This window comes from Streptococcus sp. 2_1_36FAA (assembly GCF_000161955.2).
GTDB classification, from domain to species: domain Bacteria; phylum Bacillota; class Bacilli; order Lactobacillales; family Streptococcaceae; genus Streptococcus; species Streptococcus gordonii.
Window position 1 is genome coordinate 186,942 of sequence record NZ_KI391975.1, and the last position, 25,198, is coordinate 212,139.

Annotated in this window: 24 protein-coding genes; 17 read left to right on the top strand and 7 right to left on the bottom strand. The window is 40.1% G+C overall.

Translation table 11 applies throughout. The features are described from left to right. Positions 1-323: 323 nt before the first annotated feature. The 7 genes from HMPREF0847_RS06225 to HMPREF0847_RS06255 all read left to right on the top strand — a co-directional run bounded on the left by HMPREF0847_RS06225 (position 324) and on the right by HMPREF0847_RS06255 (position 5,777). A complete protein-coding gene (locus HMPREF0847_RS06225) occupies positions 324-950 on the top strand; it encodes a hypothetical protein (RefSeq protein WP_008809777.1) in 627 nt (208 codons plus the stop codon). Further along, the gene (locus tag HMPREF0847_RS06230; protein WP_008809776.1) at positions 947-1,576 is read left to right on the top strand and encodes a hypothetical protein; all 630 of its coding nucleotides are present in this window, start codon (positions 947-949) and stop codon (positions 1,574-1,576) included. The genes HMPREF0847_RS06225 and HMPREF0847_RS06230 overlap by 4 nt, the downstream gene beginning before the upstream one ends. Continuing rightward, a complete protein-coding gene (locus tag HMPREF0847_RS06235) occupies positions 1,573-2,187 on the top strand; it encodes a hypothetical protein (RefSeq protein ID WP_008809775.1) in 615 nt (204 codons plus the stop codon). The genes HMPREF0847_RS06230 and HMPREF0847_RS06235 overlap by 4 nt, the downstream gene beginning before the upstream one ends. Then, positions 2,184-2,813: a hypothetical protein gene (locus HMPREF0847_RS06240; RefSeq protein WP_008809774.1), complete on the top strand. Its 630-nt coding sequence runs from the start codon at positions 2,184-2,186 to the stop codon at positions 2,811-2,813. Before HMPREF0847_RS06235 ends, HMPREF0847_RS06240 begins: the two co-directional genes overlap by 4 nt. After that, positions 2,810-3,445 carry a hypothetical protein gene (locus HMPREF0847_RS06245; RefSeq protein WP_008809773.1) on the top strand — a complete coding sequence of 212 codons (636 nt, stop codon included), beginning with the start codon at positions 2,810-2,812 and terminating at the stop codon, positions 3,443-3,445. The genes HMPREF0847_RS06240 and HMPREF0847_RS06245 overlap by 4 nt, the downstream gene beginning before the upstream one ends. A gap of 282 nt (positions 3,446-3,727) precedes the next feature. Then, positions 3,728-4,765, top strand: coding sequence for a zinc-binding dehydrogenase (locus HMPREF0847_RS06250; RefSeq protein ID WP_008809772.1), 1,038 nt, complete (start codon positions 3,728-3,730; stop codon positions 4,763-4,765). Between the two features lie 412 nt (positions 4,766-5,177). Next, on the top strand, positions 5,178-5,777 hold the full coding sequence (locus tag HMPREF0847_RS06255) for a nitroreductase family protein (protein WP_008809771.1): 600 nt from the start codon (positions 5,178-5,180) through the stop codon (positions 5,775-5,777). A gap of 133 nt (positions 5,778-5,910) precedes the next feature. On the opposite strand, the gene HMPREF0847_RS06260 is transcribed toward HMPREF0847_RS06255, so the two are convergent. The 3 genes from HMPREF0847_RS06260 to HMPREF0847_RS06270 all read right to left on the bottom strand — a co-directional run bounded on the left by HMPREF0847_RS06260 (position 5,911) and on the right by HMPREF0847_RS06270 (position 8,870). Continuing rightward, positions 5,911-6,969, bottom strand: a complete 1,059-nt coding sequence (locus HMPREF0847_RS06260; RefSeq protein WP_008809770.1) for a low temperature requirement protein A — start codon at positions 6,967-6,969, stop codon at positions 5,911-5,913. Between the two features lie 103 nt (positions 6,970-7,072). Continuing rightward, positions 7,073-8,008, bottom strand: a complete 936-nt coding sequence (locus HMPREF0847_RS06265; RefSeq protein WP_008809769.1) for a LacI family DNA-binding transcriptional regulator — start codon at positions 8,006-8,008, stop codon at positions 7,073-7,075. Between the two features lie 58 nt (positions 8,009-8,066). Beyond that, a complete protein-coding gene (locus HMPREF0847_RS06270) occupies positions 8,067-8,870 on the bottom strand; it encodes a Cof-type HAD-IIB family hydrolase (protein ID WP_008809768.1) in 804 nt (267 codons plus the stop codon). Positions 8,871-9,119: 249 nt separating this feature from the next. On the opposite strand from HMPREF0847_RS06270, the gene HMPREF0847_RS06275 reads away from it, so the two are divergent. The 5 genes from HMPREF0847_RS06275 to HMPREF0847_RS06295 all read left to right on the top strand — a co-directional run bounded on the left by HMPREF0847_RS06275 (position 9,120) and on the right by HMPREF0847_RS06295 (position 13,556). Then, a complete protein-coding gene (locus HMPREF0847_RS06275) occupies positions 9,120-9,938 on the top strand; it encodes an oxidoreductase (RefSeq protein WP_008809767.1) in 819 nt (272 codons plus the stop codon). 18 nt (positions 9,939-9,956) lie between these two features. Beyond that, the gene (locus tag HMPREF0847_RS06280; protein ID WP_008809766.1) at positions 9,957-10,937 is read left to right on the top strand and encodes a helix-turn-helix domain-containing protein; all 981 of its coding nucleotides are present in this window, start codon (positions 9,957-9,959) and stop codon (positions 10,935-10,937) included. A 155-nt stretch (positions 10,938-11,092) separates the two neighbouring features. After that, on the top strand, positions 11,093-11,809 hold the full coding sequence (locus HMPREF0847_RS06285) for an ABC transporter ATP-binding protein (RefSeq protein WP_008809765.1): 717 nt from the start codon (positions 11,093-11,095) through the stop codon (positions 11,807-11,809). A gap of 1 nt (position 11,810) precedes the next feature. Then, positions 11,811-12,893, top strand: a complete 1,083-nt coding sequence (locus HMPREF0847_RS06290; protein WP_020992725.1) for an ABC transporter permease — start codon at positions 11,811-11,813, stop codon at positions 12,891-12,893. Positions 12,894-12,932: 39 nt separating this feature from the next. Continuing rightward, a complete protein-coding gene (locus HMPREF0847_RS06295; protein WP_000361924.1) occupies positions 12,933-13,556 on the top strand; it encodes a TetR/AcrR family transcriptional regulator in 624 nt (207 codons plus the stop codon). A gap of 112 nt (positions 13,557-13,668) precedes the next feature. Here HMPREF0847_RS06295 and HMPREF0847_RS11095 read toward each other — a convergent pair whose 3' ends face one another. The 3 genes from HMPREF0847_RS11095 to HMPREF0847_RS06315 form a co-directional block, all read right to left on the bottom strand. After that, positions 13,669-14,127, bottom strand: coding sequence for a hypothetical protein (locus HMPREF0847_RS11095; protein ID WP_148507655.1), 459 nt, complete (start codon positions 14,125-14,127; stop codon positions 13,669-13,671). Positions 14,128-14,439: 312 nt separating this feature from the next. Next, the gene (locus tag HMPREF0847_RS06310; RefSeq protein WP_008809762.1) at positions 14,440-15,315 is read right to left on the bottom strand and encodes a LysR family transcriptional regulator; all 876 of its coding nucleotides are present in this window, start codon (positions 15,313-15,315) and stop codon (positions 14,440-14,442) included. 111 nt (positions 15,316-15,426) lie between these two features. Continuing rightward, a complete protein-coding gene (locus HMPREF0847_RS06315; protein ID WP_008809761.1) occupies positions 15,427-15,777 on the bottom strand; it encodes a helix-turn-helix domain-containing protein in 351 nt (116 codons plus the stop codon). 390 nt (positions 15,778-16,167) lie between these two features. On the opposite strand from HMPREF0847_RS06315, the gene HMPREF0847_RS06320 reads away from it, so the two are divergent. The 4 genes from HMPREF0847_RS06320 (at position 16,168) to HMPREF0847_RS06335 (ending at position 21,599) form a co-directional block, all read left to right on the top strand. Beyond that, positions 16,168-17,793, top strand: coding sequence for a malolactic enzyme (locus HMPREF0847_RS06320; protein ID WP_008809760.1), 1,626 nt, complete (start codon positions 16,168-16,170; stop codon positions 17,791-17,793). 83 nt (positions 17,794-17,876) lie between these two features. Next, positions 17,877-18,830 carry an AEC family transporter gene (locus tag HMPREF0847_RS06325; protein WP_008809759.1) on the top strand — a complete coding sequence of 318 codons (954 nt, stop codon included), beginning with the start codon at positions 17,877-17,879 and terminating at the stop codon, positions 18,828-18,830. A 205-nt stretch (positions 18,831-19,035) separates the two neighbouring features. Next, positions 19,036-19,725: a VIT1/CCC1 transporter family protein gene (locus HMPREF0847_RS06330; protein ID WP_008809758.1), complete on the top strand. Its 690-nt coding sequence runs from the start codon at positions 19,036-19,038 to the stop codon at positions 19,723-19,725. Positions 19,726-19,898: 173 nt separating this feature from the next. Next, a complete protein-coding gene (locus HMPREF0847_RS06335; RefSeq protein WP_008809757.1) occupies positions 19,899-21,599 on the top strand; it encodes an alpha-L-fucosidase in 1,701 nt (566 codons plus the stop codon). Positions 21,600-21,634: 35 nt separating this feature from the next. Here HMPREF0847_RS06335 and HMPREF0847_RS06340 read toward each other — a convergent pair whose 3' ends face one another. Further along, complete coding sequence (locus HMPREF0847_RS06340) at positions 21,635-23,728, bottom strand: GH92 family glycosyl hydrolase (protein WP_008809756.1); 2,094 nt, start codon at positions 23,726-23,728, stop codon at positions 21,635-21,637. Positions 23,729-23,896: 168 nt separating this feature from the next. Between HMPREF0847_RS06340 and HMPREF0847_RS06345 the strand changes: the two genes are divergently transcribed. Beyond that, positions 23,897-25,186, top strand: coding sequence for a glycoside hydrolase family 125 protein (locus HMPREF0847_RS06345; protein ID WP_008809755.1), 1,290 nt, complete (start codon positions 23,897-23,899; stop codon positions 25,184-25,186). Positions 25,187-25,198 lie beyond the last annotated feature (12 nt).

Below are 25,198 nucleotides of genomic sequence, written 5' to 3' on the forward strand. Positions count from 1 at the left end.
CTCTAAATTGTCTTTGGATTGTCGAGCAAGACGCAGTGGTTGAGTGGGCTCTACTACGCTGATTTCATCAGCTTTTACAGCCCTACTCAACTGTGCGGAGGTGGGACGACAAAATCGAATTCTAACGAATTACCGATTTCTGTCCCACTCTCTATTTTTTATCGTTCACTTTTATTAAGGCTAACCGCTGTGGAAGTTTATAGAACCGGTATCAGAATTCCCTGCTCATGCTTCTTCTTTCGCCTTGGATGTGGTATAATGACTGAAAAAATGGTGTAAAGGAAAGAATACGTACTTGTATATGAAGGAGTTATCTCAGATTTATGAGACTATATATAAAAGGTGACTATACTAGAAAAGTGCCATTTGGCTACAGAGAACTCGCATGGAAAATGTGGTTTAAAGAAAGAAACGGTCAAAAAATAAGTTTCTCAAATGTCGGGGATGACGAGATGTTGCAAAATGACTTCTATTTATCTTTGAGGTTAGATAAGTGGGGAGCAAGTGGCTCTCGTTGGAAAGATGTCAAGGCTAAAGGTGGCAGTGCAATCAATTCCCAAAAATATGAAAATATTGATTTGGATTATGAGGAAAGTTATGAAAGCGATGGTAGAGAAAAGGGCAAATATCTAAGAATCGCTGCGAATTATCTGGAGGTTTTAACAGTTGATAAACGAGCTATGTATATTATGGCACTTGAAATTGCGACTGCGATTGACGGTCAAATCAGTGAAGATGATAAGAAAACATGGCTAACAATTAAGGAATTCAAGGAAAAGCACCAAGATATCTTATCTCTGACCTTTGATGAAGCAAATGAGACGAGTTTGGAAGAAATTCAAACGATTGACACTATCGACGATCCCATCTGGGAAGAATTGGATCGGAAGCGTGAGGAGTATATCCAAATCCATGGTGAACGAATTTATGACGACGAGGAAGACGAGTGAGAATTTACATCAAAAGTGATTTTAAGCAAAAAATAACCTTTACGACAAGAGAGCTTGTTTGGCAGATGTGGTTTAAGGAACGGAGTGGCAAGAAAATAAGTTTCTCCAATGTTGGAGATGATGAGATGTTGCAGGATGATTTTTACTTTGGTGTTCGGTTACACAAATGGTCTTCAGTTGACGAAAGATGGGATAAGGCTCCTTTTATAATTCCTAGTAACCCTTGGTTGTCTTTGGAATATGAGAGTATAACACTTGAATTTGAAAAAACTTTCATTACAGAGTGGAGAGAACGTGGAGATTATCTACGTATCGCAACATCCCATATAGATGTTTTAACCGTAGATAAACGTGCCTTATACATTATGGCAGTCGAGGTTGCGAGAGCAATTGATGGGCAGATTAGCGAGGATGACAAAGAGACCTGGGTGGATGTAGAGATATTTAAGGAGTTGCACAAGGATGTTCTTTCACTGACTTATGATGAAGCGGTTGAGCTTAGTTTGGAAGAATTAAAGACAATGGTACCGGTAAGAGATCCTATATGGGAAGAGGAAGAACGGCTTCGCGAAGAATATATTAAAATCCATGGTGAACGTGTTTATGACGACGAGGAAGACGAGTGAGACTATATCTTAAAGGCAACTACGAAACTAGTATTTACCAAAACTGTATGGAATATCCTTGGAAAATGTGGTTCAAAGAACGTAAGGGAGTGAAAGTTGGTTTTTCTTATGCATTTGATGAAAATTTTTATTTGAGTTTAACTCTAGATAAATTTTCTTCAAATGATGAGCGTTGGGGAATGGCTGATTTTAGAATAGGAAAAGACTCTTGGGCGACTTTTAAGCGTGAAAATTTAAATTTAAATTTTGAAGATTCTTATGAAAGTGATGGGCGAGAAAAAGGAGACTATCTTCGAATCATCACGACTCATAAGGATATTCTAACGGTTGATAAGCGAGCACTCTATATCATGGCGATTGAAGTAGCATCTGCCATTGACGGTCAAATCAGCGAAGACGACAAAGAAACATGGCTGAGTATTGAAGAATTTAAAACGAAACATAAAGATCTACTGAATTTGACCTACGACGAAGCAGTCGATATTAGTTTAGAAGAGATAAAGGTTATGAAAGCCATTGACGAGCCACTCTGGGAAGAATTGGATAGAAAACGCGAGGAGTATATCAAAATCCATGGAGAAGTGGAGTTAGACGAAGAGGAAGACGATTGAGAATTTATATTAAAGGCGATTACACCAAAGAAATTCCATTTGATTATTTAGAACTAGCGAAGAGAATGTGGTTTGATACTAAGGATGGTAAGCGAGTAGATTTTTCTTATTTTGGAAATACTCGCCCATTTAAAACAGACCCAACTATTCACTTAAAATTAAATAAGTGGATGCATGATAATAGATGGAATAATATTCAGTTGAAAGAAGGGATTACCAACAAATTTGGGAGTCATGTATATGAAAATCTTGAATTAGATTACGAAGATAATCCAGCAACAGACTATCGAGAAAAAGGAGACTGTCTACGTTTAGCTTCTACCCACCTTGATCTTCTAACTGTTGATAAACGTGCCTTCTACATTATGGCGATTGAAATTGCGACTGCGATTGATGGTCTGATTAGCGAAGATGATAAAGAGAGCTGGTTAAGTGTGGAGGAATTTAAAAAACGGCATGAAGATATCCTTTCGATGAGTTATGAACAGGCTAATGAGATGAGCCTTGAAGAAATTCCGTTTATGGATGATGTTCAAGATCCAGTTTGGGAAGAAGACGACCGCAGGAATGAAGAATACATCAAAATCCATGGAGAAGTGGAGTTAGACGAAGAGGACGACGAGTGAGACTATATATCAAAGGCGATTACACCAAAGAAATTCCATTTGATTACTTAGAACTAGCTAAGAAAATGTGGTTTGAAAATTATCAAGGAGAAGGTATCCCTCTCTCCTATTCTGGTTTTCTTCAAATCAGAGATAGGAATGATATAGCCATTCATCTAAAACTAGATAAACAGGATTATGATGAACGTTGGTTGCATGTTCCGATACAAGAAGGGCTAAAATATCGTTTTTATTCACAAATTGATGAATATTTGAATTTAGATTATGAAGATGCTTATGTAACAGATTTTCGCGAAAATGGAGACTGTTTACGTTTGGCTTCTACCCATCTTGAATTGCTCACTCTTGATAAAAGAGCGTTCTATATCATGGCTATTGAGATTGCCACAATATTTAATGGACAAATCAGTGAAGATGATAAGAAAACATGGCTAACAATCGAGGAATTCAAGGAAAAGCACCAAGATATCTTATCTTTGACCTTTGATAAAGCAAATGAGATGAGTTTGGAAGAAATTCAGACGATTGATGCTATTGACGATCCTATTTGGGAAGAGTTGGATAGAAAGCGTGAAGACTACATCAAAATCCATGGCGAATGTGTTTATGACGATGATGAAGATGATTTTTAAAAGTAAGCTATGATACGAGAGTCTGATTAACACAGAAGACCATCATGTCCTGTATTTAAACTACATATTATGAACAAGACCTTGAGAATATTTTCTCAAGGTCTTTTGCTAGATTTTTAAAACATTTATTAAGCCAATCAAATTGATTACTTAATTAAGAGCAAGCAAATGGCGCAAAAGAGGAAATTTTCATTAGAAGCTTCAAGCCCATATTCTACTTACAAAATAGATAATAAAGGTGTATACTAAAAGCAAGGAAGAAATAGAAAGCAGGTATGTTCTATGAAGAAAACAGTCTATACAAAAGCTGGGGAAGTGGGTCTAGTAGAAGTGGAGCGTCCGCGAATAGAGGCGCCAGATGATGCTCTCATTCGTATCGTTCGGACCTGTGTCTGTGGTTCTGACTTATGGAGCTACCGCAATCCAGACATCGAAAAGGGCCATCAAAATAGTGGGCATGAAGCTATCGGGATTGTCGAAGAAATCGGTGAGGCCATTACAACGGTTAAGCCAGGTGACTTTGTCATTGCTCCCTTTACTCATGGGTGCGGGGAATGTGATGCTTGTCGAGCAGGATATGACGGTACCTGTGACCGCCATATTGGCACCAACTGGTCTGATGGGGTTCAAGCGGAGTACATCCGTTTCCACTTTGCCAATTGGGCCCTTATCAAAGTTCCAGGTCAACCTTCTGATTATACAGAAGGCATGCTCAAGTCTCTCTTGACATTGGCGGATGTTATGCCGACAGGTTACCATGCAGCGCGTGTTGCTGACGTCAAGCCTGGTGATAAGGTAGTTGTCATCGGTGATGGAGCGGTTGGACAATGTGCAGTGATTGCTGCTAAAATACGTGGTGCATCGCAAATCGTCCTCATGAGCCGTCACCAAGATCGCCAAAAAATGGCCTTGGAATCAGGTGCGACAGCTGTTGTAGCTGAACGTGGTCAAGAAGGAATTGCCAAAGTCCGTGAAATCCTTGGAGGAGGAGCAGATGCAGCTCTCGAATGTGTCGGGACAGAAGCAGCTGTTGACCAGGCACTGGGAGTCCTTCACAATGGTGGTCGGATGGGCTTTGTTGGAGTTCCTCATTATAACAACCGTGCTCTTGGATCGACCTTCGCCCAAAACATTACGGTGGCAGGCGGAGCAGCCTCCGTCACGACTTACGATAAGCAAATTTTGCTCAAGGCTGTCCTTGATGGCGATATCAATCCAGGACGTGTCTTCACTAATAGCTATAGTTTGGACGAGATTGATCAAGCCTATAAAGACATGGACGAACGTAAGACCATTAAGGCCATGATTGTAATCGATTAGAAAAGAGTCTAGTAGAATTGTTGTCTACTAGGCTTTTTGTTAGAGTCATTCTTAAATAGCTGTTGAACTTTTCTGCCTGTTCCCCATGAAAATGAATTTATGTTCCAATAAAAGCTGAGCTTATATGCGATAAGAAGTTCTATGAGGTCTATTATTATCTGCGTGCAAATGATAGAGTAAGTTTATCAGCTTGTCGGCATTTACTGAGTAAGATTTGTAGATAAAGAAGGTCTTGTGGCATAGATAGATTTAGAAAAATAAAAAATATCAAAAAAAATATCACTAATTATTGACAATGTTTCAAAAAACTGTATAATAGATATTGTAACAAATATTATTACAACAAAGAAAGGATGCTATGAATATCTTTAACGGATTCAAACAACTTTTTAAACAGAAAGAGGAAAAAATAATGACAAACTTTTCAGATTTACAAGCAAAACGCCGCTCCATCTATGCTTTGGGCAAAGATGTAAACCTTACAAATCAAGAATTGATTGATACCATCCAAGGAGCAATTCTCCAAACACCAACAGCTTTCAACTCACAAACGTCACGAGTTGTAATTCTGTTGGATGAAGAGTCAGATGCTTTCTGGAATGAGATTGCCTACTCAGAACTTGAAAAAGTGACACCAGCTGAAGCCTTTGAAGGAACAAAAGAACGCTTGGCAGGTTTCGCTCAAGCCAAAGGAACCATTCTTTTTTATGAAGATCAGGATGTTGTCAAAGGTCTTCAAGAGCAATTTCCACTTTACGCTGAAAACTTCCCACTTTGGTCAGAGCAAGGCCACGGAATTGCTCTTTATGCGACATGGTTGGCTTTAGCTGAGCAAAATATTGGTCTCAATGTGCAACACTATAACCCCTTAGTAGATGCACAATTGGCTGAAAAATATGATATCCCAGCCAACTGGAAACTCCGTGCTCAAGCACCATTTGGAGCAATCAAGGCACCAGCTGCTGACAAAGAAATCCAAACAGAAAACCGCTTCAAGGTATTTGGAAATTAATAGATAAAGAAAATCCCATCTGGAACTAGATGGGATTTTTAGTTTGATTAGAATAACTCCCAATTAGGTGTTGAGAATTTCTTAGTTTGAGTCATATAAAAATGAGTAAAATGAATTTCCATTGCTAAGGTCATCAGAGTTGCGATAGCAATGACGATGGTTGGGTTGTCTGAGAACAGAAGGGAAAGAAGCAGTCCGATAAAGAAGAATGCAGCTTGTAATCCATAATAGAGCTTGTCATACTTGAGGTAGCTCTTGTTAAAATAACCATTTGCAAGAATGGCAGCTTGGAAGAGCCCGATACCAGCATAGAAGAAGCTAGTCGCAAAAAACGATTGGCTTCTGGATTAACCAGAAAGTTCATGGAAACAGTGACCATAATTAAGCCGATAAAAATCGGATAGTGGCTATAAATCAAGAAGATTCCTTTATTTTCCCCTTCTTCATCAATGGCATGGTCAAACTGACCAAAATAGTTCATAAAGAGGTTGACCATGATGATAAAGTAAAGGATAGAACGGATGGAGAAATGTTCAAGGGTAAAGAAATCAGCTAATCCCATAATCATCTCACCAAAAGTGATGATAACTAAAAGCGAAATGCGTTCAATCAGGTGGGGCAGGTTGATTTGAAAATGGGAAACTTTTCGTGTCAATAGGACAGGCATGATAAAGGTTAGGAGAATCCCAGTCATGTAGACATGAATCCCAAGATGAATTGGCAAAAGAGCAGCTAGGTAGACCAAAATAGTTCGAAGACCGGTCATCCAAAGAAAACCCTTGATGCTTTTACGATTAGCCGGCGTGGTAGATTTTCGAAGGTATTCAACCAAGTATTGGAAAAATAAGGTCAAGGTCAGTGTACCAATGGTCCAGCAGAAGGTATGGAAATAGGATTGCCAGTTATTAGTAATCATATTTGATATCAAGAGCAGCATGGCCATATTGACGAACATAACGACCATATTGAAAAGAGAATTCTTTCCGTAACGATTCGTGTAGACAGTCTGAATCATCCAAGAATTGACCAGAACTAAAAGTGACATCAGGAAGCCGAAGATGTCATCTAGGGATAGAACCCCATGATGAAGATGATGGATGAGGGCAGTCGTTTTGGAAATCGCGTAGACAAAGACGAGGTCATAAAAAAGCTCGCTAAATTCCACCCGTTTGTGTTTGATAAGATTTGTCATAAGAAGACCTTTCGTAGTAATCTCTAACAATTCATTATAACAGAAAATGGGTATCAAGAGATACAAGTAAACTAGCAAAACTAAAAAGTGGCCTAAACCACTTTTATTTTCTTTTGATTAGAAATTTTGATGGCAAGCAGATTGAATGGGGATTTTTTGCAATAGCCGCTTTAAAAGCAAGTGTGCCAAGTTGGTAAGAATAGTTGTCAATGCTGGGGATATTGAGCAGTTTCCCAGACAACTGACTGGTTTGACTGACAATGAGTGGCGGTTCTATACCAGCTTTTTTATAGAATTCTAGTAGTCCGACTGCTAAGTCATCGCTATTGGAAACAATGCAGTCTAAACCTTTTTGCATACACAGCTTTTCAAAAATCCATCCTGCATCCTCATATCTCATTAATCCCCCAAAAGTTACATACTCTACGCCCTTGAAAATTCCCTCAAAGACTGATAGGGTTTCACGAAAAGTGGGGCTGATTGGACTGTTTCGAGAGAATAACAAAGCTATTTTCTGGGGGTTATGCTTCTGGATCCATTTAAAGAGAGCTTGATATCCAGGTTTTCGATCCACTGAGATAGAAATTAACTCAGGTAAGTCTGTTTCTTCCAGACAGACAATGGAGCCATATTTTCGGTAGCTAGCTATGGTCTGTATATCAATAGCCCGAGAAGTAAAGATTAGTGCATCAAAAGCATTGCTCCGTAGCTGTTCCAGATAGGATTTCTCAGCTTCAATACTGTAATCCGATGGTAAAAATAGGAGCTGGTAATGACTCTCTAGGGCTGCGTCTAGCAACCCCTTTATCAATTCAGTAAAGTAGGTATGCCGAACATGAGGCACTACAACACCGATTTTTCGAGTATGGCCAGCACTTAAGTCTCTAGCAATCTGACTAGGGCTGTAATCTAGTTCTTTTATAATAGCTGAAATTGTTTCGGCAGCTTCTTGTGAGACATAACCTGATTTGTTGATGTAGCGAGAAACAGTTGAGATGGAATAGCCAGATTGTTTGGCGATGTCACGTATGGAAACCATAGTACCCCCTTTCTTTATACACTATACCAAATGATAGGAGTTGTTGGCAAGATTGGATTTATAGGAGAAAGTGATGGATACCATAGCCAACACCGTCTTCATCGTTAGTTTTGGTAATGAGACTGACTTTGTCTTTGATTGCTTGACTAGCATTTTCCATTGCAATACTCAGTCCAACCCGTTCAAACATAGGGAGATCGTTGTGACCATCGCCGAAGGCGACTAGTTCTTTTTTATGTAGCTTTTCTTCTTTGATTATATAGTCAATGCCAACTGATTTTTTAGCTTTTTTGTGTGTAATTTCTAGATAGAAATCACCAGCTTGCTGTATAGAAACATTTGGAAGATTTAATTCTTCGAGTTTAGCTTTTAATGCTCTCATTTCGTTTCCATCAAAAGTGATGAGCATAATTTTAAAAATGCTTGTTTGAACTTTTAGGTATTGCTCCTCCCCGATAATAGTTGCCTCTAGTCTGGTCAATTGTTGCTCATAGTCGATTCCATTGTCCATTTTATACGTATACCAGTTTTCTAAGTCGTAGTAAGATTGACTTAAGTGAGGAAAATGCTGGTTGATAAAGTTGACTAAATAAGTAGAATCATTTCTTTCTAAAGCTTGCTGATGCAGGATCTTGATTTGATTTTGCTTGTAGGTATAAATCAATCCACCATTGAAACCAATCTGGGGGCCAGTCAGTTCTAATTTATTAATGGCCTCTTTCATCTCCATAGGTGCACGTGCAGAAACCAGAGTGAAGGGAAGATTGGCCTGAGAAATAAGTTTAGCATTACTGTCGGTCAGTCTGCCTTGGCTATTCAATAGCGTTCCATCCATATCGCAAAAAATACGTTTGATTGTCATATTATGAACCTCCGTTTGGTGTTTTTCTAAAGTATATCTTGTGGAACGCGTTCCATGTCAATGATTTTTTTTAAATTTTACAAAGAATTGCAATTCAAGTGTTTGACCAGTTAAAAATGGTATAGTAGAAGAAATACTCTTGCTTATGTCGTAAATTGTCATCGCCCTGTCAGGTATTATCATTTACTTGTCGGATTCTGTATCGTATAATAATCTCATCAATCAAATGAAACAAAAGAGGAAATCAACATGTCAAATAAAAAAGTTATCTTAGTCACAAGCGCTTCATCAGGTATGGGAAAGCTTTCAGCCCGAGACCTCATCAAAGCAGGTCACACAGTCTACGCAGTTGCTCGTAGCGTGGACAAGATGAAAGATTTGGAAGCACTCGGTGGTCACATCATGAAGATGAACGTGACCAATGAAGAAGATATCGAGAAAGTCGTAGCACAAGTTATTGCAGAACAAGGTCGTATCAATGTTCTCTGGAACAATGCAGGTTACGGTCTCTATGGTCCTGTTGAAAACTTGTCAATGGAAAAAGCCCAACAGCAATTTGAAGTTAATGTTTATGGTGTGGCTCGCTTGACCAAGAAAGTCTTGCCTTATATGCGTGCTCAAAAGGATAGTCTCATTATTAACACATCATCAATGGGTGGAAAAATCTACACACCACTTGGCGCTTGGTACCACGCATCAAAACATGCCATTGAAGGCTTCAGCGACTGCCTCCGTATGGAAGTCAAGGGGTTTGGAATCAAGGTTGTCGTCCTAGAACCAGGTATGATCAACACGGGTTTTAACGCGACAGTTGGTCAAAACTTCTCCTACGAGTCTAAAAATGGAGCTTACAGTCGTTTGGTTAATGGCTACATTAAGGCAATGGAAAACAATCCAACACCAGGTTCAAACCCAGAAGTCATCTCTCGTACTGTTCTCAAAATTATCAACGCTCGCAACCCTAAAACACGTTATCTAGTTGGACGTGGAGGGAAACTCTTGGTCGGTATTCGCCGTATCTTTGGTGACAAATTCTTCGACCGTATGATGCTCATGTCTATGCGTTAATAGAAATGGAGAAACCCTATGCGTCTTAGTCTTAGTCAGCAATATATTGACAATTTAAAACTTATTGGCTTAGATCTGAATATGATTCTGGAACTAGCCAATCTTCCAGATACCACTTGGAAGGAAGAAATAAATCTTTCAACCCTTGATTACTACCATCTGTTGACGGCTTTTGACAAGCTAGCCAATGATGAGCAGATTATCGCTATGAGTCGTATCAAGGATATTCAGATGTTCATGCCTCCTTTCTTTGCGGCTCTTTCATCGAAAACCGGCCTCGCAGCGATGGAGCATTTTGCCAAATACAAGAAAATCACAGGTCCCATTGTCGTTAGTATTGAAACCTTTGAGGACCTTGTCCGTGTGAGCTATCGCTATGATTATCCAGGGTTTGACTTGCCTCGTTTCGCTCTCCTCAACGAACAGCTGTTATTGGTCGATTTGGTTCGGACAGGGACAGGAGAAAACATCACTCCAGTACACGTTGGGACTCCATATGTCTATGAAGAAGCGAGTATTGCGGTATTTGGTTGTCACGTGGAAAAAATGGAAGGCAATGAAGTCGTCTTTAAAAAGTCAGATTTGGAGAAACCATTTTTAACTGCCAATAATGTCATGCTAGACTACCTAGAGCCTCAACTCAAAGAGCGCTTGGCAGAAGCCGTGACTAGTGAAAGTTTTACCGGTATCGTTCAGCAAAAACTCTATCAGGCTATCCCAAGTGGGGTCTTTGGTATCGAAGATATCGCAGCGACGCTAGGGATTAGTAGCCGAACCTTGCAACGAAATCTGACGGCAGAAGGCACTAAGTTTAACCAAGAATTGCAAAATGTGCAGAAGCTCCTAGCCTTTGGTTACTTCAAGAATCCTGACATGACAACGGATGATATAGCCTATCTGCTGGGCTATTCCGAAGTGTCCTCCTTCTCGCGGGCCTTTAAAAAGTGGACAGGAAAGACCATTTCAGAGTATCGAGAAGAGATTCAGAAACACTCCTAAAATCAGAGATATCGATTATAAGCATCAGATAATATCATCTGGTGTTTTTATTTTTTAAAGAATTTCAACTTTTTTCTTGACAAGTGAGTAAACACTCACTATAATAGCTCTTGTGATTTAAAAAAGTGAGTATACACTCACCTGGGAGGAAGTAAATGAAAACATTACTACATTTACAAGATTTAGTAAAATCTTTTGACCATCAAATAGTTCTGAATCATGTCAGCTTTGAATTGCAGACAGGAGAAATTATAGGATTAATTGGTCCGTCTGGTGCTGGTAAATCAACTATGATTAAGACTACGTTAGGAATGGAAAAGGCTGATGGAGGCGAAGCTTTAGTTCTGGATCATACTATGCCCAATCGTCATATTTTAGGAGATATTGGTTATATGGCCCAGTCAGATGCCTTATATGAGGCTTTGTCAGGCCAAGAAAATTTGGAATTTTTCGGTCAGCTAAAAGGGCTATCCAAAAGAGATTTGACAGTTGAAATTGCCCACGTGGCTCAAGTTGTGGATTTGACAGAGCATTTGAATAAAACGGTATCCGGTTATTCTGGAGGAATGAAACGGCGTTTATCTCTGGCCATCGCACTTCTGGGGAATCCTCAGCTCTTGATTTTGGACGAACCGACAGTTGGAATCGACCCTTCTCTTCGAAAGAAAATCTGGAATGAATTATTCGCGCTTAGAGACAATGGGATTGGGATATTAGTTACTACCCATGTTATGGATGAAGCAGAGTTGACGGATAAGGTCGGTTTATTATTAGGCGGAAAAATCATTGCTTTTGATACACCGCAACACTTAAAAGAAAGTTATCAAGTTTCAAGTATTGAAGAAGTATTTTTAAAAGCAGAAGGTGAGTAAAATGAGAACAATAGCGATTGCAAAAAAAGTCATCAAAGAATTACTTCGTGACAAACGAACTCTAGCCCTGATGTTTATAGCACCTGTTTTTATCATGTGGTTGATGAACCTCATGTTTTCAGCTAGTACAACCGTGAATGTCAAGTTGGCAACACAAGATCTACCAACTGGTTTGGTAACAAAAATGGATGAGCTCGATCATGTGGACGTCGAGATTTATCAAGGCTTAGATCAAGCCAAAGAAGCGCTAGTAAATGAAAAAGTCGATGCTGTGATTTCTTATAAAGACGGTGAGTATCAGGTCGACTACGCAAACACAGATGCCTCCAAGACATCTATGATACGACAAGTGTTACGAACAAGTATCGTCAATGAAGGCACCGATCAGTTATTATCTCGTGTCAAACAAGCTCTTCCACAATTGAAATTAGATGCAAAGGCGCCTGAAATCAAAGAATCTTACCAATATGGAGATAAAAATACTGGATTCTTTGCACGTATGATTCCAATTTTAATTGGCTTTGTGGTCTTCTTCTTTGTCTTTTTGATTTCTGGTATGGCGCTTTTGAAAGAACGCACCAGTGGAACACTAGAACGTTTGTTAGCAACACCAGTGAAACGATCTGAAATCGTCTATGGCTATATGTTGTCTTACGGTATTATTGCGATTTTTCAAACGGCAGTTGTCGTCTTAGCAGCAATTTGGCTACTAGATGTAGAAGTTGTAGGAAGTATTTTAAATGTTATAATAGTTAATGTGGTACTGGCTCTTGTAGCACTGGCATTTGGAATTCTCTTGTCTACTCTAGCAAAATCAGAATTCCAAATGATGCAATTTATTCCTCTCGTGATTATGCCCCAACTTTTTTTCTCAGGAATTATTCCATTGTCATCCATGGGAGAATGGGCTCCAACTGTGGGGAAATTTTTGCCATTAACCTATTCTGGTGATGCAATAAGCCAGATTATTCTTTACGGGCACAATCTTGGTGATATTTTGTCAAATCTTGGTGTTTTAATGATTTTCTTGATCATTTTAACAATTCTTAATATTGTTGGATTGCGTCGTTATCGTAAAGTTTAGAAATCAACATAAATAATGCTAAAAAGGTGTGAAGATTAGATGGATAAGACTGTTTTTGAATCGTTTGAAGATTACTTAGAAGAAGCGAATTACCCTCAAGGAAAGAAAAAAATCATGCAGGCAGCAGTGGATCTCATATCAACCAGGAGTTACCATGGGACCTCAACTCTTCACATAGCTGAGCGTGCTGGACTAAGCCAGGCAACTTTGTTTAAGTATTTTAAGACGAAGGATGATCTACTGACGGCTATTTTACATCCTGTAGTCCCAGGCATTTTCGGTAGTTTTTTTGAGGAACTCTTAGCTTTTGAAACGACAGAAGAGAGGGTTCGTTATCTCGTCCATGATCGTATGAGCTATCTCAAAAAAAATCGTGCTTTGATGAAGATCATTCTGCAGGAGAGTTTTTCAAATAAAAAACTAAAAAATGAACAGATTTTTATCTGGAATGCTATTCAAGATAAACTTCGAGTACTCCATAAGGAATTGCTAGCAGATCCACGTGTAAATCCAGAGTTAACGATTCCTCAAATGGTTCGTATTTGTGTTGGCCCGTTGTTGGCTTACTTCGCTCAGCTTTATATCGTTAGTGACAACGGAGAAATAAAGGAAGAAGACCTAGACTTATTAGAAAAACAGATTTTAGGTGGTTTGTGGAAATAAGGGAGTTCTAGAAGAACTAAGGTTTATTTACTTGACTTTCAAACAAGCTAAAAAAGACATGTTCTGCTTATTTCAGATTCATGTCTTTTTTGTTGTTGAATTTGGTATTTATTTATAACTCCTCAATCACTCTGCACAAGGCTTCCACATCTTCTTTTCGACTAGACCAGGAAGTAGCAAAACGGATGACGGTATGATGATCATCGTATTTTTCCCAGTAAGAGAAAATCACCTTTTGAGCCAGTTTTTTCATCTGATCATCATTCGCAATACAAAAGACTTGATTGATTGGATTTTCAAAATAAAGGGGGAGACTAGCATTTTTACAAGCTAGACGAATTTGGTTAGCGTAGGAAATCGCATCTTTGCCAATCGTCTGATAGAGCTTGTCTTTAAACAATTCGTCAAATTGGATGCCTAAAAGTCTTCCTTTGGCTAGAAGGGCGACGTGTTGTTTGATAATGGTGGTCATGTGAGGAAGGAGTTGAGGATTTGGGATAACGACTGCTTCCCCGAGAAGAGCGCCACATTTGGTCCCTCCGATATAGAATGCGTCGCATAAACGAGCCAAATCAGCAAGACTGACATCATTTTCAGGACAGGCAAGAGCGTAAGCAAGACGAGCACCACCTACGAAAAGTTTGACATTTTTTCCTTACACACATGAGAAATAGCTTCTAATTCTGCTTTTGAATAAAGAGTTCCGAGCTCAGTTGGTTGAGAGAGATAGACCATTCCTGACACGCGAAAGGAAATAGGATTCTTAGCAATTTGCAGGAATCCTTATTTTATAGGCATTTCTACTCTATTTTTTTGCCGTAAAAAACACTAGCTAGTCACTTTATTTATGTTTTTACATTAGCACTAAGAACAAAGATGGAGACTAGTTTAGTAATTTTTCAAAGAATTGGATGACCTCTGGTTTGAGATTACTTTCCCTCGGTTCAACTAGTGAAACGAAAAAGCTTATTCGTTCGTCTTCAGCCATCGGAATCGCAATCAATTCCTCTTCATCATCTGTTAGTGCAAGATCTGCTAGTAAACTGATCCCCACTTGTTTACGAAGTAGTTGTTTTAGGAGTTGAATATCATCTGTCTGAAAGAAGGGTGTAGCCTTATGGTGATAACGCTCATTCAACTGTTCAAAGGCTTTTAAATGAACAAAGTGCTCATCTGGAATGATAAAATCTTCATCGATGACGTCTGAAAATTGTAATACCTTTTTTGAGGCTAGTGGATGGTTGTGATGAAGGATATAGAAGAGATCTCGTTTGGCCATTTCTCTTACCTGGAAGCGATGATCTTTAATCGGTTCTAAACTCCCTAAAAAACTAGCATCTAGTTCTCCTTTGGAAAGTAATTCCAAAAGTTCGACAGATCCTTCTTGAATAGGATGGATACTTTGAAGAGCTGCAACATTACTGATAAAGGCGGGTTGTTTTCGGACAAGATAGTCAATGATGATTGGTGGGAAACCAATCGTATTGAATTGAGAGAGACTCCGTAGAATCTCTTTTTTTGCCCCTTGAATCTCAGGTAAGACCTTTTGAATATGTCGTAGCAAGATGTCTCCTTGGGGCGTCAATTTGAAAGTACGGTGAGAAGGATCGTGCACGATTAATTGGCAGTGAAATTCCTTTTCTAGTCGTTTAATCGCATAGGAAACGGATGGTTGACTGATCCCGTGTTTTTGGGCAACCCCGGTAAAGGATTGCTGTTGACTGAGATCAAGAAAATAATAAAAGTCCTTAAGATTCATTGGGCTCCCTCTTCTAAATAGACAGACATGGATAGGCAAAAATTATCCGTGATAGCTAATTTGACTATATGATTTTTTGTTTGTTACACTCTAAGGTGAGTCAGAGGATAATTAAAGGCTATCTAAAAGATCTTCGAATATCTTTAGGAACTTCTCCCTTTTTCCAACTGGAAGTTGTTTAATTTTCATATTTACTCTTTTAAGTGAAAGGCTGTCGGTAGGATCTGAAGATGCTTCGAGTGAATCAAAATTGAAGAATTCTTCAGGAGTTAACTCAAGAGCAGAAATGACTTTTTCAAGACTGTGAATGGTCAGATTCACATTTTGATTTTCCAATTGATTGATGTATTTTAATCCAAGGTCTGCCCGTTCCGATAGCTCCTCTTGACTCATGTTTTGTTTTTTTCGCAAATATTTGACCTTTTGCGCTATATACCGTTGTAAATAATGTTTTGTTTTCATGTAACCAGAATACAAGTTTTAAATGACAAAAATAACACCTTAAACAAAACAAAGTATCTTATAACAAACATATTTTAGATTTAGTATCTATGGCTTTCATAGGGCTGACTCATCCTAATGAGTAAAAAAGAGTCCTTAAAGCAATGAAATTTTTGATGAGAATAACTTTTTAAAAATGTGTAAAGGATTTCGCTTTTTAAAAAAATGACTGTGATTATTTAGGGAGTGATGGATAAATGCACTATTTTGTTATTTATGGAATCGCATCATTTTCGGTTGCTGGCCTGAATTTTCATTGACTAATTCATTAATATTGTATCATATATAGAACAAAGTGTCATTTAAAGCAAAAGGTGTTATAATAGAATAAACTAATAAGGAGGTCACATGATGACTGCACATGATATTTTAAACAACCCCTTCCTTAACAAAGGAACTGCCTTTACCTTGGAGGAACGTCAGAAACTAGGTCTCATTGGCCTCCTGCCACCTTACGTTCAAACCATTGAAGAACAAGCGACGCAAACTTATGCGCAAATGCAAACAAAGGTTAACGATTTGGAAAAACGTTTGTTCTTGATGGAAATTTTTAATACCAACCGTACCCTTTTCTATTACCTGTTTGCTCAACATTTGGAAGAATTTAATCCCATTGTCTATGACCCAACCATTGCTGATACCATTGAGGGATATAGCGACCTCTTTGTAGATCCACAATATGCCGCATATCTTGATATCAATCATCCTGAAAATATCGAAGCAACTTTGAAAAATGCAGCAGGGGACCGTGAAATTCGTCTTATTGTTGTGACAGATGCAGAAGGTATTCTTGGTATTGGAGACTGGGGAACAAATGGTGTCGATATTTCTGTTGGGAAATTGATGGTCTATACTGGAGCTGCAGGAATCGATCCTTCAACGGTGCTTCCTTTGGTCATTGATGCAGGTACCAACCGTGAAGAACTTCGTAACAATCCTAATTACTTGGGAAATCGTCACGAACGTGTGCGTGGAGATCGTTATTATGATTTTATCGATCAATTTGTTCAAACTGCAGAACGCCTCTTCCCTAAACTCTACCTGCACTGGGAAGATTTTGGTCGCTTAAATGCTGCCAACATCCTTGAAAAATATCGAAAACAAATCCCAACCTTTAACGATGATATCCAAGGAACTGGTATTGTAACTCTTGGTGGGATTTTTGGGTCATTGGATATTACAGGTGAAAAATTAACGGATCAAGTTTATCTCTGCTATGGTGGTGGGACTGCTGGTGCAGGGATTGCCTCTCGTGTCCTTCGCGAAATGGTTAGTGAAGGTCTGCCTGAAGAAGAAGCTTATAAACGGTTCTTTATGGTGGATAAACAGGGTCTCCTTTTTGATGATATGGATGACTTAACGCCGGAACAAAAACCATTTGCTAAGAAACGTTCTGATTTTGCCAACGCGGATAAGTTGACGGACCTTCTTGAAGTAGTGAAGACGGTTAGACCAACCATTCTTGTGGGAACTTCAACTCAGCCAAATACTTTCACAAAAGAAATTGTAGAAGCTATGTGTGAAAACACAGAACGTCCTATAATTTTCCCATTGTCAAACCCAACCAAACTAGCTGAAGCAAGTGCCAAAGATTTGATCGAATGGTCAGACGGAAAAGCATTTGTTGCAACAGGAATTCCAGCTGGTACTATTTCTTATAAAGGAGTAGACTATGTGATTGGTCAAGCGAATAATGCCCTGATTTACCCAGGTCTTGGACTCGGTATGCTGGCTTCTGAAGCGAGTCTTTTGACGGATGAAATGATTGGAGCTGCCGCACATTCATTGAGTGGTATTGTCAATCCAGGCGAACCAGGAGCACCAGTCTTACCTCCATTCAAGTATGTAGCTGATGTTTCTATCAAAGTAGCAGAAGCAGTTGCTAAAAAAGCGCAAGAACAAGGTCTTGCGCGCGCTCAAGAAAAAGATATGGCTAAAGCGGTTCGTGATTTAAAATGGTATCCAGAATATAAATAAGTAAATGGAAACGGGGTGTACGAGTGCGACTAGATGCCTCGTACGCCTTTTACTGTATATCCTAATATATAGAAAGGGAGATTATGGAAATCTTTTTAACTTCAATTCAGAGTATTGTACCCATTATCGTCATCATCATTCTTGGTTATTTCTTACAGGTCCGTGGGTGGTTTCAAGAGAGTTTTGGAAATGACTTATCTAAACTTATTATGAACGTGGCCATGCCCGTTGCAATTTTCACCTCTGTTCTTAAATATTTAACTTTAGATAAATTGATTAGCTTGTCTGGCGGTTTAATGTATACGTTTATCGCCTTCATTCTTGGTTACCTAGCGGCCTTTATCGTGGTGCAAGTTTTTAAAGTGCGCCCAGGTCGTCGAGGAACCATGATTAATACCTTTGTTAATGCCAATACCATATTTATTGGTTTGCCTTTAAATATCGCTTTGTTTGGAAATCAAGCCCTTCCTTACTTCTTGGTTTATTATATTACAAATACAGTATCTACTTGGACATTAGGTGTCTATCTGATGACTTCTGATAGTAAAGATAAAGAAGGGGCTTCAAAACAGGCTCAAAAATTTAATTGGAAGAAGCTTTTCCCAGCTCCTTTATTAGGTTTTCTCGTAGCCCTCGTCTTTTTGGTGTTACGTATTCCTGTTCCAAGTTTTGCGGAAAGTACCTTGACTTATATTGGTAGTTTAACAACGCCGTTATCTCTTGTCTATATCGGTCTCGTCTTATCTAAGGCAGGCCTTAAGACGATTCGCTTTGATAAAGATACCATTATCACATTGGTTGGTCGTTTTATTCTTGCACCGGTCATCATGCTCTTGGTTCTGAAGTTCTTCTCTCCAAATATGGTGGCACCAGAATTTAGAACCTTTATGATTCAATCTGTAACACCAGCCTTAGCAGTACTTCCTATCCTTGCCAATCAAGGTAAAGGCGATGTTGAGTTTTCAACGAATGTGGTTACTCTTAGCACAGTCTTATTTGTGATTGTGGCTCCAATTCTGCAGACATTATTAGGATAACAGGAAAGACTATTTCGGAGTACCGAGAAGAGATTCAGAAACACTCCTAAAATATAAATAGAGCTTAAAAGGTATCAGATAGTAGAAATCTGGTATTCTCTTCTATTAAATAGTAGAACTTTTCTCATTTTCCTATTTTTCCTTGTATTAGCTTAGGGTTTTATTTATAATGATTATAAATAAGAAACAAGGGAGAATAATATAAATGGAAGAGCATAAAATTGATAAGAACTTTAGTGGTCGGCTGAACATCTTGCGAGCTGGGGTTTTAGGAGCCAATGATGGTATTATTTCTATCGCAGGAGTAGTAATCGGGGTGGCCAGTGCGACGGACAATGTCTGGATAATCTTTCTGTCTGGTTTGGCAGCTGTCTTTGCCGGGGCCTTTTCTATGGCAGGCGGGGAGTATGTGTCTGTTTCTACTCAAAAAGATACAGAGGAGGCAGCTGTTGCCAGAGAGCGTGAGCTTTTAGAGAAGAATCCAGATATTGCAAAGCAGTCTCTCTATGCTGCCTATGTCCAAAATGGTGAGTGTGAGACTTCTGCTCAGCTTATGACCAACCGGGCCTTTCTACAAGATCCGCTGGAAGCCCTGGTGGCGGAAAAGTATGGCATCGAGATCGAGGAGTTCACTAATCCTTGGCATGCGGCCATCTCTAGTTTTTTAGCTTTTGCAGTTGGTGCGCTTTTTCCTATGATTACCATTATCCTGCTTCCTGCCCATATCCGTATCTGGTCAACGGTTGTGATTGTGGCTTTGGCGCTTTTGGGAACGGGCTATACCAGTGCTAGGTTAGGCAAAGCACCGATCAAAAATGCTATGCTTCGCAACCTCGTTATCGGCCTTCTAACCATGGCGGTCACTTATCTGGTCGGACAGATTTTTGCGATCTAATTTGAGAGAAAAATTAAAACGAGCATCCCTCTTCAACAAATTATAGAAGAAAGAGTGGCTTTTTAGGAAGTTATATGGAAGGTGTTGTTAGCGCCTTCTTTTTTTGTTATAGTGGAGATAGCAAAGAGATTTACTAGAAAAGAATGAGGCGGATAGATATATTTATGAAAAAAATGGACGAAATTGCAGACTTTGCTCCCTTACCTTCAGCAGCCCAGCTGGCTTATCATCGAGATGAATTGGCGGCTTTTATCCATTTTGGTATCAATACTTTTTATGAGCAGGAATGGGGAAATGGTCTGGAAGATCCTCGTCTTTTTAATCCGACAAAACTGGATACAGATCAGTGGATTAGGATTTTGAAAGAGTCTGGATTTAAAAGAGTAGTTGTTGTAGTCAAGCACCATGATGGTTTTGTCCTTTATCCGAGTCGCTACACAGACTATACGGTGGCAGCTAGTCCCTGGAGAGATGGCAAGGGTGATCTATTAGCAGAAATTTCTCGCTCAGCAAGCAGGTATGATATGGATTTAGGTCTTTACTTGTCTCCTTGGGATGCTCACAGTCCGCTCTATCATATTGAGACTCAAGAAGCCTATAACGAATACTATCAGAAGCAACTGGAAGAAATTCTGAGTAATCCGTTTTATGGCAATAAAGGGAAATTTGTAGAAATCTGGATGGACGGGGCGCGTGGTGAAGGTGCTCAAAAGCTTACCTATGATTTCGAATCTTGGTTTGAGACCATTCGTTATTACCAAAAAGACGCTCTGATCTTTTCGACAGAAGCGACTGAACTGCGATGGATAGGAAATGAAAGAGGTAGGGCCGGAGATCCCTTGTGGCAGAGAATTCGACCAGAAAAACTAAGTGAGAATACTCCGTTGGCCTACCTCTGCCATGGGGATCCGCAAGGAACACAGTATTCCTTGGGAGAAGCTGATGTATCCTTGCGCTCGGGCTGGTTTTATCATGCTAGTCAGCAACCCAAATCTTTGGCTGATCTGCTGGATATCTATATGGATTCCGTTGGGCGTGGGACACCCCTCTTACTCAACGTCCCGCCAACTAAGGAAGGGCTATTAGCGGAAGAAGATGTCCAGCGCTTGCAGGAATTTCACCGGGTCATTTCAGATTTATATACGGATAATCTAGCCTACCAGGCCAAGGTGAGCTGTAGTAATGAAAAAGAAGGCTTTCCATCTAGTCATTTGACGGATGGACGGGAAGATACTTTCTGGGCGCCAGCTTCAGACGAGTCAGCCTATGTCTTAGAAATTGACTTGGGTCAGACGCGTAGCTTTAATCTCGTTGAAATTCGAGAACCCATTGCCAAAGGCCAACGGATCGCAGGCTTTACCTTAGAAGTGAAGCAAGAGAATGGCTGGACGGACTTTGCTCGTGGTCAGACCATTGGTTACAAGCGTCTAATCTTAGGACAAATGGTTGAGGCTCGCTATTTAAGATTGATGTTGACGGATTTTCAAGCTCTTCCTCTTTTGAACAAGTTTGCAGTCTATAAGACACCGGCTGTGCTAGAAAAGAAAAAAACGGTTGCTGGTTTAGAATTTTCAAAAATAAGCTCTCCTCTTGTCGGAGGGCAAAATCCTTCAATCAGTCTCAGACGTTTGGACAAAGTGGAGGATAGAGAGAAAATCCAGATAGTCACGGAGCCCGGTACTGGAACGCATGGGACGGCTTATCTAGATCAGGTTTGGGAAATCACATTTGACTCTGGAGAGCAGACGAAAGAAATCACCCTATCGACTTTAGCCTTTACAGGTCAAGAAGACTTAGATTTTTATCTCTGTGCTAACCGAGAGGACGGTCGGCAAAATCGGGTCAAAATCGTGGTCAAGCCAAGTTCAGAATAAAAACGCGGAACTGTTGTTCTGCGTTTTTTTGTTTATTATTCTTTTGAAGAATTTGGTAGCCAAGACAAGTGGAAGTCTAGGCGCTTGGCAACTAGCAGTTCTTCATGGGAAATGTGTTGCAATGCCTGCCCATCTAACTCGGTCTTAGTCACAAATTGGAAGTGAGGGTAGTTGTCATGAGCATAAATGTCTAGCCATGTTTGACTTTGTGGTAGATACAAACGTAGATGATTGAAGAGAGGAATACCTAGGTCGTAAAATGGTTTTCCAGGACAGGTTGGATAGAGCCCGATGGCGCTCCAGATGTACCAAGCAGAGAGGCTACCATTGTCTTCGTCACCAGGGAAAGCTTGCCAGCCAGGTCGAAAACCTTGCTCTCTCAGGCTTTTAATAAGTAGACTTGTATACTCCGGCTTGTCGCTGTAGCGGAAGAGATAGGGGATGTGAAAGCTAGGCTGATTCGAAATGGCTAGTTGACCAAAGTGCGCTGTCGCCATTTCACTCATTTCGTGGATTTCATAGCCATAACCTGTTACGTCAAAGAAAGGCTGGTCCTGACAGAGCTTGGTTAGATAATCAGTGAAAGCTGTTTGCCCTCCCATTAGATTTTTCAATCCTTCAATATCATGGAAGATGCTGAGTGTATTTTGAATAGCTGAGCATTCTGCATAATCTCTACCCCAAGTGTATGGAGAAAAGTCTGGCCTGAATTGGCCTTTCCGATCTTTAGCTCTCATATAGCCTGTTTCTGGATCGAATAGATGCTGGTAATTAAGAGACTGCTGAGAGTATCGTTGAGCTACTGATTTTTGTTGGAGTTTATTGGCAAGGCTAGCAATACAAAAATCACTATAGCTATAATCTAGGCTATGACTGACACTTTCATGGTAGTCAAATGGCAGGTATCCTAGAGTTTGATAGTCCGAAGCCCCTTGCCGACCGTATCGTTTAGAAGGATCGTCCTTCTCTGCTGTCTCTAACATGGCTTGGAAAAGATCTTTTTCTAAATCAGGTATGAGATTTTTAGCGGCAGCATCTGCAATGACACCGTCTATCAAGGTACCTGGCATCATGCCCCGTTCGTCAGGAGCAAGCCACTTTGGTAAAAATCCTGTTTCTTTGTAGAAATTCAGAAAGCCTTCTAGAAAGTCATGATAGGTATCTGGCGCCATAAGGGCTAATAGAGGAAAGCTAGTTCGAAATCCATCCCAAAAACCGATATTGGTAAAGAGTTTCCCTGGCTGAACAGTCTGGTGGGTAAAATCCCAATGGATTTCTTGACCTTCTGCATCAAGCTCATAAAAGGTTTGAGGAAAGAGAAAGAGCCGGTAGAGAGCCTGGTCAAACATCCGACGGTCTATTTTGCCTTGGTCCACAATATCAAAACGATGGAGAAAGACTTCCCAGTCTTGTTTGGTTTCTTCTTTGAGTTCGTCAAAGGAAGACTGGGGTAGATTGATCAGGGCTTGTTCTTCTGATATAAAAGATGTGGCTAAGGAAAATTGCAGTTGGCCTTGCTCGAAATCTAGGACAAGGTCTTGGTCTAAGAAACTCTGTTTTTTGATAGGCTGGTCAAAGCGCAAGCAGACATGCATGACTAAGGGCTGCTTGGCTGGCTTGGTTTCTTCCTTGAGACTGCCTAAGAGAGTGTAGGCATCTACTTGCTGGAAAACCATCTTTGCTTCACTATGGAGAATGAGACTGATAGGCTGCTCTCTCTGGTTGGTCAGCCGGAAACGAGCTCCGTAGCGACTAGGAGTCAGCTCAGTGCTGATCTGGTAGCGGTTGGAGTTGATTTTTAAATAATGAGGTTGGAAGATACTCTCGTCTGGTCGATAAGAAGACTGGCGGTGGTAAATATCTGAATGCAGTATCTTTTCTGAGACAGGAGTAATGAGAAGCCACGAGTAGTCACCAATCCAAGGGCTGGGTTGGTGGGTCAGACGGATGCCTTGGAAAATAGGTGAGTCTGGATTAAAAAACCAAGATCCGTCTGTATGGCTACTTTGAGGTACGAAATAGTTCATACCAAATGGTGCCCCTGTATAGGGCAGAGTATTGCCACGTGAAATGCTATGGGAATTGTCTGTTCCATAGCGGGTATCAATTGTTTCTAGCATTGGTTTCATATAAAATCTCCTTGCAACGAAGCCTATTTTTCTAGATTATATCATGAAAAACGATCCTATGGATAAGGCAAAAATATAATATCGAAAGGCCTTTAGTTTGTGTATATATTTTAAAAACGGTTTGGCCTATACTAGAGGATGTAAAGGACTATGAAAAAGGAGAGAATAATGGTTTATTCAAAAGAGATCGTTGGGAAATGGCTAGAGTCGGTTGCCCAGTTAGCCCACGAACATCCAGCTTGGGTATCCGTTTTTGAGCGTTGCTACACAGATACTTTGGATAATACAGTAGAAATATTAGAAGATGGCTCAACCTTTGTTTTGACGGGAGATATTCCAGCTATGTGGCTACGAGATTCGACAGCTCAGCTCAAGCCCTATCTCTTTGTTGCTAAGGAAGATCCGAAAACTCGTAAAACGATTGCTGGTCTGGTCAAACGTCAGATGACACTGATTTTAAAAGATCCCTATGCCAACGCCTTTAATATCGCGGATAACTGGAAGGGACATCATGAGACAGACCATACAGACTTGTCAGGTTGGATTTGGGAACGCAAGTATGAAGTGGATTCCCTCTGCTATCCTCTACAATTAGCCTACCTCTTGTGGAAAGAGACAGGTGAGACGAGCCATCTCGATGCTACTTTTGTTGCTGGTGTCAGAGAAATTCTTCGGGTTTGGACGGTAGAACAAGATCACAGTCGCTCTTCTTATCGTTTTGTACGTGAGACGGACCGCAAGGAAGACACACTAGTTAATAATGGGCAAGGACCTGAATTTGCTGTGACAGGGATGACTTGGTCAGCCTTTCGTCCGAGTGATGATGCTTGTATCTATAGCTATCTCATACCGTCGAATATGTTTGCAACAGTCGTCTTGGGTTATGTGGCAGAAATCTTTGAAACATTGAATCTGGATGGCGCTGAGGAGATTGTTCCGCATGCACAGCGCCTGCAAAAGGAAATCAAAGAAGGAATTAAAAACTACGCCTATACTAAAAATGCCAAAGGTGAAAAGATTTACGCTTTTGAAGTAGATGGTTTGGGGCATGCTAGCATTATGGATGATCCAAATGTACCAAGTCTTTTGGCAGCGCCTTATTTAGGCTTTTGCTCGATAGATGACGAAGTCTACCAAAATACACGCCGCACCATTCTTAGCCCTGAAAATCCTTACTACTATGAAGGAGAGCGAGCTACAGGAATCGGAAGTTCACACACCTTTTATCGTTATATCTGGCCGATTGCCTTAGCAATTCAAGGTTTGACCACGCACGATAAGGAAGAAAAACGTCGGATCTTAGACCTCTTGGTGGATTGTGATGGAGGCACAGGTGTCATGCATGAGAGCTTCCATGTGGACGACCCGACCAAGTATTCTCGTGAATGGTTCAGCTGGGCTAATATGATGTTCTGCGAATTAGTATTAGACTATTACGATTTAAGAATTGACGTATAAAATTTTAAAAAT